The organism is Ralstonia sp. PBBBR1, from assembly GCF_002256165.1.
GTDB lineage: Bacteria > Pseudomonadota > Gammaproteobacteria > Burkholderiales > Burkholderiaceae > Ralstonia > Ralstonia thomasii.
Genome location: NZ_NKIL01000009.1, coordinates 26,384 through 42,768, shown reverse-complemented (window position 1 = coordinate 42,768; position 16,385 = coordinate 26,384). Strand labels below are relative to the sequence as shown.

Genomic DNA, 16,385 nt, shown 5'->3' with positions numbered 1-16,385 from the left:
GAATAGGTCCGCAACAGGTTCGCCGCCATCGGCGGCAAAGGACTAGTGCGCAGGGTTGCATTTGTCTGATTTTCTGAGGACGCGGCGTGGACATTGGACTAGCGTCCCATTTTTGACCGGCAGCTCACGTACCATCTCGTAACTAAAACGAAAATGGGGAGAACGCCTCAATGGAACTGCTGATGACCGTTCTGATAGCAAGTCTGTGCGGCTATGCGGGTGCGCACTTTGCCGGGCGGGGCGGTAAACGTGCTGTCATCATTAGCACTGACACAAAAGCAAGTGCATACAGAGAGCTTCTGGATGCGCTGCTAAGGTAATTGACCAGGAAAACGCTGACATGGGCATGATTGGGGACATTGCTGAGGGCATTAAGGCAGTTGGGCAGATTGCCGTAAAGCCACTACTTGCCATCGCACTCGCTAGCGGGGCACTTTTATACGCTCCGGCACACGCTATTGCTGCAACAGGTCTCGCGGACTTTCTCGCGAAGTATCGAATGTGGATTGGATTCGCGTTACTGGCTTCCTGTGCCTATCTGCTCGCGCACGGGCTCGCATGGGTTTTCAATGTAATCGGCTCGTTGCTAGACGATGCGCGGATGCGTAAGGTCAGACGAAAGTGGCTGACAACGCTTACACCGGACGAGAAGGCAGTTCTGATTCCCTACATCCGCGACCAGGCCGCGTCGGTCACTTACAGCCTAAACGACGGCGCCGTGCGAGGGTTGGAGGGAAAGAGGGTACTGTATAGAGCATCATCCGTTTCATATGGACTTGGGTTTCCGTTCAACATGCAACCATGGGCTCGTGAAATTCTCTCGGCGGAGCCTGAGCTTCTGCTGTAGGAAAAATTCGATGAAACGCACAGTTCTGTTCGCGGCAACCGTTCTCGTTGCCACTGTTGCGCAGGCAGCAGACAACGGACTCCCCGCTGACTTCGACCCCGCCAGGCTTATCACCTATGGACGGGCAACTGGCCAACTCCCGAGCGTCCCGACAGCGAAGCCAGGCGATCCGAAACTGGAAGACCTAATTGTCATGCCCGGTTCGCAGGAGAAGGAAGACTCGACGCTGGTTCTCGCACACGGCCTCTCAGCCGGGGCCGCGCCCACGCACGCTACGGTTTTGGATAGCTGCCGGGAGTGGGTCGCACAGTCGAACACCGACCAAGGCCGCTTGGTTGAAATGGGATACGCCACGGGCTTTATGAATGCTGTTGAGGTGTACGGGCCGAAGATCAGGACTGTCACCATCGGAGAGATCGCGGATTCTTTCACGCGCGTTTGTCGTGAACACCCGGAAGTGCCGCCGCAACTCGCAGCGCTTGGCGTCATCATCGAGTTTCAGGCCGACAAGCCGACGAGGTAAGCACAAGCCGCTGCTGTCCAGCTGAACAACCCACATTCGGAAAGCCAATGAAGATGTCGGTGACCTCGACCTAGCCCTTTTGCAACGTGCGTCAGGAAGCCGTGAAGGTGGATTTGTTGGACCTGATCACTAGTGCTGGTCAGGCCGCAACGTACCTACTTTTGAAGGGTATCCGCATTTCGTGGTTGATTTCGCCTTGTGCGGTGCAATGTATCGTGCGACATGGGCGAATGAGGGTCGCCGAACGGCCAGAAGCAGCCAACCATACGCATTTGCCGAACGGCCGAAGTAGCATTACGTTCGGCCGCTGGCACCACTTAAATGTATCGCCGGCCGACGAAGGACTAAACAGCTCCACGTCCGCGCAGTGCGCTGCCCTCGAAGTGGGGGTGAGCCCGTGAGCCAATTCAGGCGAGCGTGCGGCGCAACACGATGGGCTTTCCGCCCATGGTCTGTTTTGTCATCCAGGCTGCCAGCGCGGAATCCAGGTAGTCGGCATGAATCGGGAACCAGTCAAAGAGAGCCATCCCCAAGCTTCGAACCACGTCGGCGCCGGCCTCTCCTAGCGCCACGGCTTGCTTGACGTCACCGACCGATTTGAGCACAGCCGCATGCTCGGCGAGGTGGCAGTCCCGCGGAGGGAAGTTGGTGGAGCGCATCCATTCATCTTCCTGCTCAAAATGGCTGATCGCGTGCTGCTCGAATCGTTCGATTGCATCGGCGGCGCTCGCATCCGAGCAGGTCACCAGTTTCAGTGCAAGCGTGTGAAACTCCTCGTGCACGTCGTCCATGGGCGTGAACCCGAGGAGACGCATATCGGACCAGGCGAGACTGTTGTCGCTGGCCGGCGTCGGCGCACTGGTATCCCGTGTGGTTGGGGCGCGGGAGGGAGTCTGGTCGCTCATGGTCAAGTCCTCGTGTTGGGTTCGTGCGTTGCGGCGGGATGTATCAGAGGTCCAGAACCAGTTCGCCCGATTTTGCACGCGATACGCAGACCATGATCTGCGTGGCTTTCTCGTCGTCCCGCAGCACCATGTCTCGATGATCCGCCTCGCCCGAGCACAGCGCGGTCCGGCAGGATCCGCAGGTGCCGCTTTCGCATGAGCTTGCAACGTGCACATTTTCTGCGCGCAGCACATCAAGGATCGATCGATCAGCCGGGATGTCCAGCGGCGTACCGGTGCGCTTGAGCCGAACGATGAACGGCGTGTTCACTTGCGCGTTCGCGTTATTGGCGCCAAAGCTCTCAAAGTGAACCGTGCCAGGCGGCCAGTGCCCCGTCATGTCGCGCACCGTGTCCATTAGCATCTGCGGCCCGCAGCAGTAGATGTGTGCGGCCTTGGGGCGCTCGAACAGGGTCCAGAAGTCGAATGATTTGGTGGGGTCGCCGAGATCGTGGTGAATTTTCACCCTCGAGCGCCATTGGTCGCTGCTGAGTTCGTCCAGGAACGCTGTACCTTCCGGGTCGCGAGCCAGGTAGTACAGCTTGAAATCCCGCAATCCTTCCGCCTTCAGTTGGCGCGCCATCGAGAGCATCGGCGTGATGCCAATGCCACCCGCGACAAGAATGAACGATTTCGCGCGCTCGTCGAGCGGAAATTCGTTTCGCGGCAGGGATACGTCAATCAGATCACCGGTGGACGTGCCGTCGATCAGGCTCATGGAGCCGCCGCGACCATTGCTGTCGCGCTTGACCGCGATGACGTAGCGATGACTTTCCTGCGAATCGTTGCAGAGGGAATAGCTGCGGCGCATGCCATTGGGCACCACGACGGTCAGATTCGATCCGGCTTCGAATGGCGGAAGAGGCGCGCCCTGCGGATCGGTCAGTTCAAAGCGCCAGATGTCGCGCGCAATCTTTTCCTTCTCCGCGATCGTCAGCCGCAGAAAACCGGTGTCCTGGGTAGTCATGCCTGTCTCCGTCTACTTGTCTACTTGTTTCGTTTTCATTTCAGCGGGTGGTTCGTATCATATTACTAGAGATCTAATTTGGCAAGCGACGTAATCGCCGGTTGAATTTCCGGGTTCGGTATAAACCCTCACTTGTCAGAGGCACCAAGGCCTCGTAGTCTCATAACTAGACGTCTAATTAAATAGTCGGCAACGAGAAGCAGACACCGTCCAGCGCGGGGGTCTGACTGATCGAGTCGACAAAACGCCCCCAAGAGACAACGAAATGAATGACTCCACGTTGAGCTACGCGGATGCGCCCCCGCATCTGAGCGACGATTCCGTAGCCGTAGAGGCGACCTATCGAAAGATCACACTCAGGCTGATGAGTTTCCTGTTCCTCTGCTGGGTGCTGAACTATCTCGATCGCGTCAATATCAGCTTCGCGCAACTGCAGTTGAAGCAGGACCTGGGACTCAGCGATGCCGCATACGGGCTCGGCGTGAGCCTGTTCTTCATCGGCTACATCCTGCTCGAAGTGCCGAGCACGTTGCTACTCAGGCGCATCGGCGCACGCAAGACCGTAACGCGGATCATGCTGTTGTGGGGCACCATTTCCACAGCAATGGCCTTCATGAATGCCCCCTGGCAGTTCTATCTCGCCCGGACGCTGCTTGGCGCGGCGGAGGCGGGCTTCTGGCCGGGGATCATTCTCTATCTCTCGTTCTGGTATCCCGCGCAGCGTCGCGCTCGTATCACGTCGCGATTCCTGCTGGCGATTGCCGTCGCCGGCATCATCGGCGGCCCGCTTTCTGGCCTGATTCTCCAGAATTTCACGGATGTCTGGGGCTTCCGCAACTGGCAGTGGCTGTTGTTCATTGAGGGCCTGCCGGCTGTGCTTGCAGGTGTTTTTGCCTGGTTCTATTTGGTCGATAAACCGCAGGATGCGAAGTGGCTGACTGCCGCACAGAAGCGCATTATCGTGGCCGCCCTGGAGGAAGAACACCGCCAGAAACCAGACAGCGCGCCGAGCCGCCTGATGGTTGCGCTGCGCGACCCACGCGTCTATGTGATCGCAGCAGGCTGGGCCACGGTACCCATCTGCGGCACGATCCTGAACTATTGGACGCCAACCATCATCAAGCAGACGGGCATCTCCAACATGCTGGAGATCGGCTTCCTGTCGGCGTTGCCTTACATCGTCGGCGCCGTTGCCATGCTGCTGATTGCACGCAGCTCCGATATGCGGCTTGAGCGTCGCTGGCACTTCTTTCTGTCCACGACGGCGGGTGCCGCGGGCGCAACGCTGTTGACGATGCTGACCCACAACCCGGCCGCTGCGATCGTGTGCCTGAGCCTCGTTTCGGTGAGCTACTTCGCCGCCGCGGCCATCATCTGGACCATTCCGCCGAACTACCTCAAGGGCGAGGCGGCCGCGGGCGGGATCGGCGTCATCAGCAGTCTCGGCCAGGTCGGTGCCTTCTTCGCCCCGATCGTGCTCGGCTGGGTAAAGACCGTGACGGGCAGTTTCTCGGCCGGCATCCTGCTGGTTGCCGTGCTCGTCTTCGCTGGCGGTATTGCGGTCCTCTTCGGCGTGCCACGTCAGCAACAGGCGCCGAAATCCGGTGTGTGAGAACGCACGCAACGGATTGATTTCGATTGTTTGAAAGGAACATCAATGAGCAAGCTTAAACTCTCCATCGCCGTGGGCAACTATGACCGGATGCGTCCGCTGATCGACGGCGGCGTCCAGATTGACGGCGTGGATCCCGTGTTCATGCTGCAGGACCCGGAAGAAATTTTCTTCCGTGCTTTCCGCCACGCAGACTACGACATTTGCGAGCTCTCGCTCAGTAGCTATTCGGTCAAGACGGCCGCAGGTACCTCGCCGTACATCGCCGTGCCGGTGTTCCCGTCGCGCGCGTTCCGCCACAGCTCGATTTACGTGCGTGCCGATCGTGGCATCAACCGGCCGGAAGACCTGAAAGGCAAGCGCATCGGCGTGCCGGAATACCAGCTCACGGCCAACGTGTGGGTCCGCATGTTCCTCGAAGAGGAGTATGGCGTGAAAGCGTCGGACATTCGCTGGGTGCGCGGCGGTTACGAAGATCCGACGCGCGTGGAGAAGATCTCGCTGAAGCTGCCGGAGGGCGTCATACTTGAAAACGCACCGGAAGGGAAGACGATCTCGAACCTGCTGGCCGAGGGGGAGATCGACGGTGTGATCGGGCCGCGTGCACCGTCGTGTTTCGACCGTGGGCATCCGCAGGTCAAGTACCTCTTCGACGACCCGCAAAAGAGCGCGGCGGAATGGTACGAGCGCCGCAAGCTGTTCCCGATCATGCACACGCTCGGCATCCGGAAGACGCTGGCCGAGCAGCATCCGTGGCTGCCCGGCGCCATGGCGAAGGCGTTCGAGCATTCGAAGGAAGTGGCGCTCGCGCGTTTGAGCGATACGTCGGCCACCAAGGTCACGCTTCCGTTCATCGAAGACCAGCTGCGCAATGCGCGCCGCCTGATGGGCCACGATTTCTGGTCATATGGATTCGCTAACAACGAGCACGTGATCGACCGTTTCCTGGCGCAGCATCACGCTGAAGGGCTGTCGAGCCGGCGTCTTCAGCCGGCTGAGTTGTTTCATCCAGCCAGCCTGGAAAGCTTCAAGATCTGATTCCCGCAGCGGGCATTGATGCCCGTCGCGCATCTGCCTCCCGCCAGATGCGCGGGGAACACCAGGAAGCGGGACAGCCCCTCTTAGAACTACGAAATCAAAATAATGACGAGACAAATCATCGCGCGTGCCGGTGGCGCGCTTCTGGCGCTCGCCGGTACGGCAGCCCATGCACAAAGTTCGGTCACCCTTTACGGCATCGTTGATACGGGTGTGGAGTACGTCAACCGGGTGGCGCAAGGTGCCAGCAAGGGCTCGGTGGTACGCGAGCAGTCTGGCAATCTCGCCGGATCGCGCTGGGGGCTGAAGGGATCGGAGGATCTTGGCGGCGGCTACAAGGCAATGATGACGCTGGAGGGCGGATTCAACTCGGATACAGGCACGCTCGGACAGAGCGGGCGGCTCTTCGGCCGCAAGGCCTTCGTTGGTCTCGCCACGCCAAGCGGCACGCTGACGCTGGGGCGTCACCAGAACCTGCTCTATGAGTTGATGTTCAAGTATGACCCGCTGACGTTCAACCCAAGCTACTCCGCACAGAGCATGGACAGCCAGTTCGTGAATCGCGCGGACAATTCGGTGCGCTATGGCTTGAATCTGGGCGGTGTGACGTTTGCAGCGTTGTACAGTGCGGGCTTCGACGCGGCCATTCAGAATGGCGGCGAGGTGCCGGGTGCTTCGAAGGTGGGGCGCGAAATGAGCGCTGCGATCCTGTACGACCAGGGTCCGTTTAGCGTCGGCGTGACCTATGATCAATTGCAGGGCACGTCGATCGCCACGCAAAGCAATACCCAGCAGCGCACGCTGCTGGGCCTGTCGTACCAGATCGGACCGGTCAAGGCACTGGCAGGTCTGCGCTGGTTGAATACGCGCAACACGGATGCGCCGCCGAGTTCCTGGCTGTACTGGGGTGGCATGACCTGGCAGGTGAACGCGCCGCTGTCGATTTCGGCCAGCGTCTACCACACGCACTTCCGCGAATCTAACGGCGGGCCGACGATGGGGGCATTGCTGGTCGACTACGCATTATCCAAGCGCACAGACGTGTATGCGGAGGGCGCGTACGTTGCCAACCGGTCAACGACCAATGTTGGCATTCGCGGTACCGGCGTGGACGTTGTGGCGGGCATGAACCAGGCGGGTGTGACGGTCGGTATTCGCCATCTCTTCTGAATTTTCAGGGCCTCGGTGCGCGGCCGCCAGGCGGCACGCGCACTGTTGAACGCTATGATGTGAACCATTTTGGTTACGGTCACGGCGAGGAAAGCATGGTAGCAACACGTTCTTCTGGCAAGGCAAAGGCTTCCAAAGAGGATCCCATCCTGCGGCATTGGCACGAGGCCGTCCCGGATGATCGTCTTGCCCACTTGGTCAAGGACGCAGCCCGCGCGATGGTGCGTGGGCTGCAGATGCGCCTGGCGCAGCACGAGGTCTCATTTGGCCACTGGGCGTTCTTGCGCATCCTGTGGGTCACCGACGGGCTGACGCAGAAAGAACTCAGCGACGAGGCCGGCACGACCACGCCAACCACTTTCAGCGCGGTGTCCGCGATGGAAAAGCTTGGATACGTCGAGCGTCACTATGCCCCGGGCAATCGCAAGAACACGCACGTGTATCTCACGGCTCGCGGCCGTAGCCTGAAGAACAAGCTCGTTCCACTGGCTGAAGAGGTCAACGAGATCAGCGTCAGGGGCCTGAAGGCAACGGAGATCAACATTGCGCGCAAGGTGCTCCTGACGATCATCGAAAACATGGCGCGCGACGAAGCCGAGACGGATGATCCGGCGCTGCGGATTCCGTCCACGCGGGAAATGGGTAGCCTGATCGCCTCGCGCGGCGAGGAGTAAGAACGTCTCAGATCCGTGCGGCCAGGTTTTCCTTCTCCACATATTCAGTCGATTGGCGGCGGCGCCTCCGTGCGGCAGCTGCCGATCTCAGGCAGTTTCTCCGCTCAATATCGGATCTTTCAAATGGATGTAGCAACCCGCGCGGCAATGACGCGCAATGTCTGCGACGCGCTCGCGGAAGATGTTGGCAATATCGACTGGACTTCCCAGCTCGTTGACCCTGCGGCCTCGGCCGAGGCGGTTCTCACGGTGCGCGAAGCTGCGCTGTTGTGCGGCAGGCCATGGTTTGAGGAAACCCTGCGGCGGTACGAGCCGGGCATCACGATCAGGTGGTTCGTTGGCGAAGGCGAATGGATGCGCGAAGGGCAGGCGGTGTGCCAGATCGCCGGGCCGGCGCGCAGCATTCTGACTGCGGAGCGCACGGCGCTCAATTTCATTCAACTGCTGTCGGGTGTGGCCACGGCGACGCACGCCCTGGTGGAGATCGTAAAGGGCACCAGGGCGCGGATTCTCGATACCCGAAAGACCCTGCCCGGACTGCGTCTGGCGCAGAAGTATGCGGTGCGCATCGGTGGTGGCGAGAACCATCGCCGGGGGCTGTATGACGGCATCCTGATCAAGGAGAACCACGTCGCAGCGGGTGGTGGCATTGCGCCGACGGTGCGCGCTGCTCAGGTAATTGGTGCGGGCGTGCCGGTGCAGGTCGAGGTCGAGACGCTGGATGAACTGGCACAAGCGCTCTCCGCAGACGCCGGCGCAATCCTTCTCGATAATTTCTCGCTGGAACAGATGCGGGAGGCGGTGCGCATCAACAACGGGCGCGCCAGCCTGGAGGTGTCAGGCGGCGTGACGAAGGAAACGCTGCGTGCCATTGCGGAAACGGGCGTGGACCGCATTTCCGTTGGCGGACTCACAAAGCACGTCAGGGCAGTGGATTTCTCGCTGCGGGTTGAGGCGCTAGGCGCGTAGTGTTGGCTCGGGAAGTCATCGTCGGCTGCCCGCCGCGCCACACAAAAAGAAGTCCTCGCTGTGCGAGGGCTTCTTATTTTCTCACGAGGATCAGAGCGACACGTCTTTGCCGGTTTCGCTCGACTCCAGGATGGCGATGCAAATCTCCAGCGTGCCCTTTGCCCACTCGCCGTTATGAAGAGGCGCCTGCCCAGCGATGATGGCTTCGTAGAGTTCGTCAATCACTTCGCCGCGCGGCACGGTGGGGAGGGAAAGCGGCAGCGTCTCCCGTTGGTGATCACCGTACACGATGATGGAATCGGGCAGGGGGCGCAGGTCGGCGTGTTCGCACGCCACGATCACCGGGCCGAAATGCTGATGGTGGCGTGCCGCCTCCACTGCCGCGGTCGAGGGCGGCTTGTATGCGGCGCCGCCATACGTACCGGCCGCCTTGAGCTGTGCTTCATCATTGGATGAGGCGATGGTCGCCAGCCGCCTCCGGGCGGCGCCGTAGGCGTCGGGACTTGCCTGGTCACCCATCTCGCCGATCCAGCTCATCCACTCGTCGCTGTTGAAGTGGCCATACCCGCTGTACGACAGCGAAGCATAGGCGCCATTCTCGAACCAGATCAGTGCCGAATACGCGCCTTCGGTGGGGCGCTTCGAATCCCACCGGCCGACGCTTGCGCGCAGGCGCGTCGCGCGCGAGCCCGCGAGCATCCGCACGATGTCGACCTGGTGCGCCGCCTGGCTGAATACGGCACCGCCACCTTCGGCCGTCATGAGTTCTTCCGAGCGGCGCGGCCGGTATAGATAATCCGTGTAGTTGAACGCCTGGATCATCTTCACCGCACCGAAATCGCCCGAACGGATCAGGTCGCGCGTACGGAGATACGGCGTATCGAAGCTGTGGCAGTGTCCGACGATTAGATGCACGTTTGCCGCCCAGCACGCGGCGATCATGCGATCGCAGTCGGCCGCTTTGAGCGCCATCGGCTTCTCGACCAGTACGTGTTTGCCGTTGGCTGCGGCAATCTCAGTGTGCTGCGCGTGAAACTGATGGGGGCTGGCCACGTAGATGACTTCCACATCGGGGTCGCCGGCCAGGTCCCGCACGTCTGCGTAGGTCCGTGCGCCGAAATCGGCGGCGAACTGCTGCCGTGCTTCCTCGCGCGGGTCGCATGCGGCGACGAGTTGAACCCTCGGGTCCTGCAGGAAGGTGGGCAGCATCAGCGAAAAGGCGCGCCCCAGTCCTGCCACCCCGATGCGCAAACGGCGCTGTTCCATGGCCGGCTTCATCGCTTATTGCCTGACCTGATAGTCGGTCGCGAGCGCAGCGGGCTCGTCTTCCGGCAGGGCATGCTTCGCGCTGACATAACGGGCGGCGTACGCACGCCAGTCGGTCTCCTTCGGCACCACTGCCTGATACGAACAGACCGTCTGCGGGATCGCCTTCGCGCCGGTACCGATGGCTTCGGCGTCCTGCTCGAATTCCGCGAGGGCATCGAGCATGCGGCGACGGAACTCGACAATGGCGAGATCGCTCGCGCCCAGACGCTCGTCCGAACGATTGGCGATCGGACCCATCGTGACCCACATGGCGATGTCCTGGTTCGGGAAGCCCGTGATGCCGGTGAAATTGCCAGCCTTCATGGCCTGCCGGTCTTGCCAGAAGCGGTTCTCGTGATTGCGCAGCGGACGGTAGCGCTCGTCCAGATCCGGGCCGATCTGTTGATGGAGGAACTTGCGCCAGGTTTCGGTTTCCGGGGTCGTCGCGGGATCGCCCCACGCGATGAAGTAGAACGCCGTATTCGTGTCGTCCATCGGCACGTTGATGTTGGCGACGTTATACAGGTTGTTGGGCGGAATCAGCACGATGCCGGGTGCAACGAACACCGTCGAGCGCACGTAGTCGTGCGTGTTGGCGTTGAAGATTGGGCGGCGCAGCGCAGCATAGCGGAACCCATATTCGGTGCGCTCGACCTGCAGGCGCGGTGCCTTGTCGGTGGACGGACGCAGCCAGTTTTTCGACGTTGCCTCGCCCCCGCCGACGCGGGCCGGCACGAAATCGGACGAGTGCAGGCTCGAGCTATGTGCGGAGTCAATCGCGCCCTCAAGGATCTGGGCCCAATTGCACGGCAGCAGCGCCTTCGCGATGCTGACTCGGGTGTCCTCGGTCGGAGCCCAGGCGGGGGCGACGAATTCGGGAATGGTGTCCTGCGGACCCATGTACGCCCAGATCATGCCGCCCCATTCCTTCGAGGGATACGCCTTGTGCTTGACCTTCTCGGTCATGCCGCTGGCGGCCGGCTCGGACACCATTTCCAGCACATTGCCCAGCACGTCGAACTTCCAGCCGTGGTACAGGCAGCGCAGGCCACCGTCTTCGTTACGACCGTACACAAGCGATGCTCGGCGGTGCGGGCAATACTCGCCCATCACACCGACGCGCCCCTCGTTGTCGCGGAACACGACCAGGTCTTCACCAAAAACGCGAGCCTTGACCGGCGCGCCGTCCGGTTCGCTGACTTCTTCAATCAGGCAAACAGGGGTCCAGTGCTGGCGCATCAGCTTCCCCATCGGGGCATCGCCTTCTACTCGGCACAACAGTTCATTCTCTTCATGGGTCAGCATATCTGTCTCCAGGCGGTGGGTCGCCTTCCTCAACTGGCGTTGGCCAATTATATTAGATATCTAGTTACGCTAACAAGAAAATTTGATTGAGATCAACCCGAATAGGGGTCGCGTGGGCGAGTGCAGCGTTCGGCATGAGATGAGCCCAGTTGGGGTGGGCAGCGTCTGGTGGAGCGGTGGTGGAAGCTGCGGCTGCTGGCGGGTGGCGTGATGCGGAAAACAACGCTGCGAATGATGGGATCTAATTCGTCACATATGAGTTGTGAGCAAAACGAAGCTTGGCCGTCGTGAGCGCTGGCGAAGTTGTAGAAGTCCCAGCCTCGCAGTTGGTTGCAGCGATGAAGGAGTTTAAGCGTCCGTATTCCACGGCTTCCCGTCAGGATTTCCGCCTGCTAAGTCTTCTTGCCCAGCGGCCGTTGCAACTCGGCATTGGGCTGTCTTGTAGGCCCGTCGCATTTGGAGGAACCACTGTATCTCGCTGAGCTTCGGGCCATTCTTGGGCGGCCTGTTCTAGCGCATATCCCTGGAGTGGTTTGGCGCGACTAGACTAATTTCGATGGCCGATCAACTGGGGATTACAGTCATTCGATCCACAGAAGGCATACGGCAGAGAAGGGTCGAACTGGGACGGTCGATCCCATCGTGAAATCGCACTTCCGACTGCAAGATTTTTGCACTGCAGCATACAATCAGGACATCAACCAGCAAATGCGGATACCCCTTTTGAATAGGCTCATTGCACCGGGACGAGTCTGCCGAGCTTTAGGAGTCGGTTCTCTTCCGCCAATTGCTTGGCCTTGGCGCGCAGGTCGTAGAGCTCGTGCAGCAGAGCCACCTCTCTGTCGAGGGACTGGTCCAGTCGCCTCGTCAGATCTTCGATGTCCTTGCGCATACCAGGCATAGGATCTGAGGCGACTTTGGCTTCAGCCTGCTGTTTGGCGGCCGCATTGATCGCCGCGATAAGTTCGGCGTAGGCAGGCCTGGACTTCTTGATGCTGCCCCGGCCGCTGCCGGCCTCTAGGGCCACAGCATCATTGCTGATCGGCTCGCCACGTGCCTTCAGACGCTCGAGTGCGGTGAAGTATTTGTCGACTTGGACCTTGGCGCTCATACAGCTTCCGAGAGGCGTTTGCGAGCTTTAAGAAGCACTTGCAGGTGATCGGCTTCCAGGCGGTGCTCAACGCCGCCCGCTTCTGTGCTGGCCAGCGTGGCGACAACCGTCTCCTGCGTCTTGATCAACAGACCCAGACGTTTTTCAAACACCACCGCGTTGGTGCAGTCTTTCTCCAGGCAGTCCCAAGGAATGGGCTCCAGCGGTGTGCGATTGCAGTCCTCCACGGCGATGCAACCGCCCAGAACGGTTTCGCGATAGGCCAGCTTGCCATCACGAAACAGTTTCAGTGTCTCTTCCTTGGATCGGCTGGATACAGTTTGCTGCATTCGGACCGCGCCCCGTCCACCCACTTCGCCGATGAGGTCTTCGTCCGAGAACAGCAAGGCTAAGCTGTAAGCGAGGAAGCTCGATTCCGACTTGGCGGCGTTCCAATCATGGCTAAAGTGCTCCTTGTCGAAGACGAGGTTGACTGCCCGGCAGAACCCATCGCTGTAGTACGCGCGCATCTCATCGGTGATGTGCTGCAGCTGTCCTTTGAGCGCCGGCAGGCTCACCATGCCCGAGCGATGGGCATAAACCGACAGGCTGCGCCGGTATTGGTGAAAGGCCAGCGGCCACGGTTTGCCGACCTCCATGCCCTCACGCAGCCAGTTCCGCTGCAACTCCATTGCGTTGAGTTCGTCGATGTCGGCTTGCGTAATGAGGGGGCAAATCTCAGGGAACAACTGGCCGTGCAGACGTCTGTAAATGCTCGAAAGACTCTGCTTCTTGTAAGGATTGGCCGTCGAACAGAACAGTAAGGCGGCGTCATCGTTTGCTGGATCACCATCTTTCAGTACCTCCAAGATGACCGAGGCGATTCTTTGAGCGAGCAAGATTGCCCGATGGCCCTCGCGGCTTGTGATCCAACTGGCGCGCTTCTTTCTGCCACCGTTGAGCTTGTGACTGTATCCGTTGACCACGTGGTGCACCGTGTCACGGTGTTTCGCCTCCTCCAGAACTCCTTTGAGCGGCAGGATCTGCGCTTCCGCTACTCGCATGCCGGTGAAGGCGATTACGATGCACATCAGCCTAAGTTGGACTACGGCGATCTCGCCGGCGACGAATCCGCGCATGCTTCCCGTCTTCCATCCCCTGTTCCGCATAGCCTCCAGCATCCCTTGGAGTTGCATTTCGCGTTGCATATATCGCTGCTTGTCGGTCAGGCAGCTTGAGGCACTGAGCGTGCACGTGCGCTCTTGCCGGTAAGCATCCAGTAGAGTATCTAGGTCAGACTCGATCTCATCCAGACGGTCCAGCAGGCTAGATAAGATCGCGCAGTAGATGCGGGATGGGATGATGGGCGTTTGGCGGTCTTTCGCCTCTCCTGGGGCAGATTCCTTGATGACCTCAACCAGTTGCTTCAAGCGGATTTCGAGCCCAATCTTGAGGAAGTCACGGTGGCGCCACAGTGTCCGAAGCAAGGCTCGCACGGTGTTGGCGTAGCTGCTGTTCAATTCCGCCGATTCCTCGCTGAGCACCTGAGGGTTGCAGAACAACTCGAACAGCGAAATTCCCCGGCTGACGGCACCTTGAGTGAGTCTGTTCATCGTACGGCCCGCCTGCAGTATCGTTCTCAGGGCTCTTTGCCGCCCAGCATCCATGTGCAACCACAGCAGCGCCTTTTGCTGCTCGCTAATCAGCGCAGTAAGGTTCGGTCTGCCGATTTCTGGTGAACCCGATAGGGGCTGTGCATCTAAGAAGGTGTGTGAGTACGAGGTTTGTCCACCGTCTGTACTCATGGACCGCAGATCCCAGCTTCTGTCTCCGTAGCGGCTGAGAGGCTGCCCGTTTGGATCCAGCGTCACGACCATCTGAGGATCGAAGTAGGGCTCCACGTGGGGAGCTTGTGGTATTCCGCCCGAAACTCCAGGAACACCGTCCGGCGCCCAATCGCGATCGCGGTCGGCCTCCCTTCCCCGCAAAGAGTTAGACGAGGTAGTTGCCGATGTCGTCAGATCGCTTCTTTGCATGGACTCGTCCCGCAGGCAGGTTTCGGTGAGGTTGAGGGTGAGCGCAGTGTCTAGCGATCAGGCCAGGGCGGAAGACTGCGCTAGCAGGCCCAGCAAGTGAAGTTGTTGGAGCTTGCTCGCCCAGTATCGGCTGAGCTTGCCTTCCTTCAGGACGGCTGCCCGAGCACGCTCATGAGCCTCGGGATTGATGCGCCTGATCTCGTCGAGTAGGGCACCGATGCGCTCGCTTACGACGGTATAGACTAGTTCAGCCACGCCTGAATCACCGAGTCTTGGTGCCAAGCGTTCCAGTACCGATCGGCAAGACATCAACTTGAGGCAATCCTCTTCGTCGGCGTGGACGTGGAACTTGTTGCAGAAGAAGCATCCTTCGGTCTTCTTGCAATCGGGCTCTACCAGCGGGTTCTCACCCAGCGCCTCGGGATGGCCGTGGTCTTCGCAGCCTCCGGCGGGGATCGCGGTGAACGGGGTGACTGGCTTGGACGACGTGGCGTCAGCCTCCGAGCGGGTCAGGACCACTGAGGTCAGTGAGGCCAGGAACGGAGCCATTTCAGACCTCGCCTCGACATCCGTGATCTTGCTGTATCTGCGGATGGCCGTGCTTACCGAGTGCCCCATCATGTCGGCCGCCACCTTGGGATTGTGTTCCTTGGCAACCTTGCCGGCTTTATGGGCACGCAACTGCTGCATCGTCACTTGCGGTAACTTGATGCCGACGGCGCTGAACCTGCTACGCAATGCAGAGGTGAAGTTCGGCGGCAGCGAGATGATCCCTAAAGGCCGCGCTTGAGGCGACGAGGGGTAGATGCACTGAATGAACATCGGCCCGATTTCAGGGCTCCCGAGTCTCAGACGTAGAGCTTCCCGGAGCCGCAGGTAAGACCGCATGCGGGTCACGGTGGTGGAGGTCAGATGAACCGGCGCCTCCTTTCCTCCGGCCCGGAACTTGATGACCTTGTGGCGCAGGTTGAGCTTTTCGGGGTTATCCAGTTGCTCTCGTAAGTCCTCGGGCTCTTCGTAAGACTGAATTGGGGCGAGGTTGGCGCCGGAGTCGCCGACGCACAATGCAGCGTACGCCATGCAACCAAGTTCCATGGCACGCTCGATGTGGATGCCTTCTGCGATGGGAACCGCGAGTTCTCGCCCCTCCGACTGCCAACGGAGATCGCCGAGAGACGAGTTGCCGTTGTAGTCCTGTGTGTCGAGAACGATCCGAGCCACCGAATCGAATACCCCTTGCACGCAAGCCATGAAGGCAGCCACGTCTTCGGTTTTAGGAGTTCTAACACCGTCACCGTGGATGTACTTGATGGCCTCGATCTCGTTGCCGTATTCCCGGTCGTGGATCACCGCCATCATCTTGATGGCGTCGACATCCATCATCGACGCCGCAGATACGCTGATGCGATTTTCTGTCTGGTTTGCCTGCATGCGCTGCCGCAGGTAGCTGTGGTGCTTTTTCAGAGCCTCCAGAGCGAGATCCGGGTCGCTCAGGATGGATTCAAACCGCCTATGGTGAATCGGGCGATCAGTCCAGTTCAAGAATCGGGACATGCCGTTGGCCAACTCGTCACTCACCGACCTCGGTCTGGCGTTGTCGAAGCAGAAGCGCTTGGACAGGCGTTCAATGGCTTTAGGCATGTCTTTGACGCGCTGCGTAGACAGGCTCGCTGGGTTGAACCGATATCTTTTGCCGTATACCTCACGCTCAAGGTAGCACCAGAGATAAGCATGGGTCTGGACTCCATTTGCCGTCTGCAGAATCGTGCTCTGGGGCACATAGAGATCGGGCATGGCCCCTTCTAATGGGAATGCCAAGCGAGGCAGACCACTAGGGTAGCCGCCGCCCGTGCTAATCCAGTCAGGTTCATGCATGGTGGTATCCCGCCCGTCCGTTCTTGT

At 60.0% G+C, this 16,385-nt stretch carries 15 protein-coding genes; 8 read left to right on the top strand and 7 right to left on the bottom strand.

Going from position 1 to position 16,385, the window contains the following annotated elements; translation table 11 throughout:
* The first annotated feature begins 170 nt into the window (after positions 1 to 170).
* Genes CFE42_RS17390 through CFE42_RS17380 form a run of 3 tightly spaced genes read left to right on the top strand, consistent with a single transcriptional unit; the run spans position 171 to position 1,370 of the window.
* Positions 171 to 320 (top strand): hypothetical protein, encoded by a 150-nt coding sequence (locus tag CFE42_RS17390; RefSeq protein ID WP_004637232.1) that lies wholly within the window; start codon positions 171 to 173, stop codon positions 318 to 320.
* A gap of 20 nt (positions 321 to 340) precedes the next feature.
* Complete coding sequence (locus CFE42_RS17385; protein WP_004637231.1) at positions 341 to 847, top strand: superinfection exclusion B family protein; 507 nt, start codon at positions 341 to 343, stop codon at positions 845 to 847.
* 10 nt (positions 848 to 857) lie between these two features.
* A complete protein-coding gene (locus CFE42_RS17380; protein WP_004637229.1) occupies positions 858 to 1,370 on the top strand; it encodes a hypothetical protein in 513 nt (170 codons plus the stop codon).
* A 407-nt stretch (positions 1,371 to 1,777) separates the two neighbouring features.
* Here CFE42_RS17380 and CFE42_RS17375 read toward each other — a convergent pair whose 3' ends face one another.
* Together CFE42_RS17375 and CFE42_RS17370 are read right to left on the bottom strand one after the other, a co-directional pair.
* Positions 1,778 to 2,275 (bottom strand): hemerythrin domain-containing protein, encoded by a 498-nt coding sequence (locus tag CFE42_RS17375; RefSeq protein ID WP_004637226.1) that lies wholly within the window; start codon positions 2,273 to 2,275, stop codon positions 1,778 to 1,780.
* A gap of 43 nt (positions 2,276 to 2,318) precedes the next feature.
* Entirely contained in the window at positions 2,319 to 3,281 is a 963-nt protein-coding gene (locus tag CFE42_RS17370; protein WP_004637224.1) for a PDR/VanB family oxidoreductase, read from the bottom strand.
* 265 nt (positions 3,282 to 3,546) lie between these two features.
* On the opposite strand from CFE42_RS17370, the gene CFE42_RS17365 reads away from it, so the two are divergent.
* From CFE42_RS17365 to nadC, 5 genes are all read left to right on the top strand, one after another.
* Positions 3,547 to 4,893 (top strand): MFS transporter, encoded by a 1,347-nt coding sequence (locus CFE42_RS17365; protein ID WP_004637223.1) that lies wholly within the window; start codon positions 3,547 to 3,549, stop codon positions 4,891 to 4,893.
* 45 nt (positions 4,894 to 4,938) lie between these two features.
* On the top strand, positions 4,939 to 5,931 hold the full coding sequence (locus CFE42_RS17360) for an ABC transporter substrate-binding protein (RefSeq protein WP_004637222.1): 993 nt from the start codon (positions 4,939 to 4,941) through the stop codon (positions 5,929 to 5,931).
* A 105-nt stretch (positions 5,932 to 6,036) separates the two neighbouring features.
* Entirely contained in the window at positions 6,037 to 7,101 is a 1,065-nt protein-coding gene (locus CFE42_RS17355) for a porin (protein WP_009241986.1), read from the top strand.
* 95 nt (positions 7,102 to 7,196) lie between these two features.
* The gene (locus tag CFE42_RS17350) at positions 7,197 to 7,775 is read left to right on the top strand and encodes a MarR family transcriptional regulator (protein WP_004637197.1); all 579 of its coding nucleotides are present in this window, start codon (positions 7,197 to 7,199) and stop codon (positions 7,773 to 7,775) included.
* A 123-nt stretch (positions 7,776 to 7,898) separates the two neighbouring features.
* A complete protein-coding gene (gene nadC / locus CFE42_RS17345; protein ID WP_004637196.1) occupies positions 7,899 to 8,744 on the top strand; it encodes a carboxylating nicotinate-nucleotide diphosphorylase in 846 nt (281 codons plus the stop codon).
* 90 nt (positions 8,745 to 8,834) lie between these two features.
* On the opposite strand, the gene CFE42_RS17340 is transcribed toward nadC, so the two are convergent.
* From CFE42_RS17340 to CFE42_RS17320, 5 genes are all read right to left on the bottom strand, one after another.
* Entirely contained in the window at positions 8,835 to 10,010 is a 1,176-nt protein-coding gene (locus CFE42_RS17340) for a Gfo/Idh/MocA family oxidoreductase (protein ID WP_037031343.1), read from the bottom strand.
* 15 nt (positions 10,011 to 10,025) lie between these two features.
* Positions 10,026 to 11,357: a Rieske 2Fe-2S domain-containing protein gene (locus tag CFE42_RS17335; RefSeq protein ID WP_004637188.1), complete on the bottom strand. Its 1,332-nt coding sequence runs from the start codon at positions 11,355 to 11,357 to the stop codon at positions 10,026 to 10,028.
* Between the two features lie 733 nt (positions 11,358 to 12,090).
* On the bottom strand, positions 12,091 to 12,468 hold the full coding sequence (locus CFE42_RS17330; protein WP_004637186.1) for a hypothetical protein: 378 nt from the start codon (positions 12,466 to 12,468) through the stop codon (positions 12,091 to 12,093).
* Positions 12,465 to 14,348, bottom strand: coding sequence for a hypothetical protein (locus CFE42_RS17325; protein WP_009277672.1), 1,884 nt, complete (start codon positions 14,346 to 14,348; stop codon positions 12,465 to 12,467). Before CFE42_RS17325 ends, CFE42_RS17330 begins: the two co-directional genes overlap by 4 nt.
* A 192-nt stretch (positions 14,349 to 14,540) precedes the next feature.
* Positions 14,541 to 16,277 (bottom strand): hypothetical protein, encoded by a 1,737-nt coding sequence (locus tag CFE42_RS17320; RefSeq protein WP_009277673.1) that lies wholly within the window; start codon positions 16,275 to 16,277, stop codon positions 14,541 to 14,543.
* Between the last annotated feature and the right edge of the window lie 108 nt (positions 16,278 to 16,385).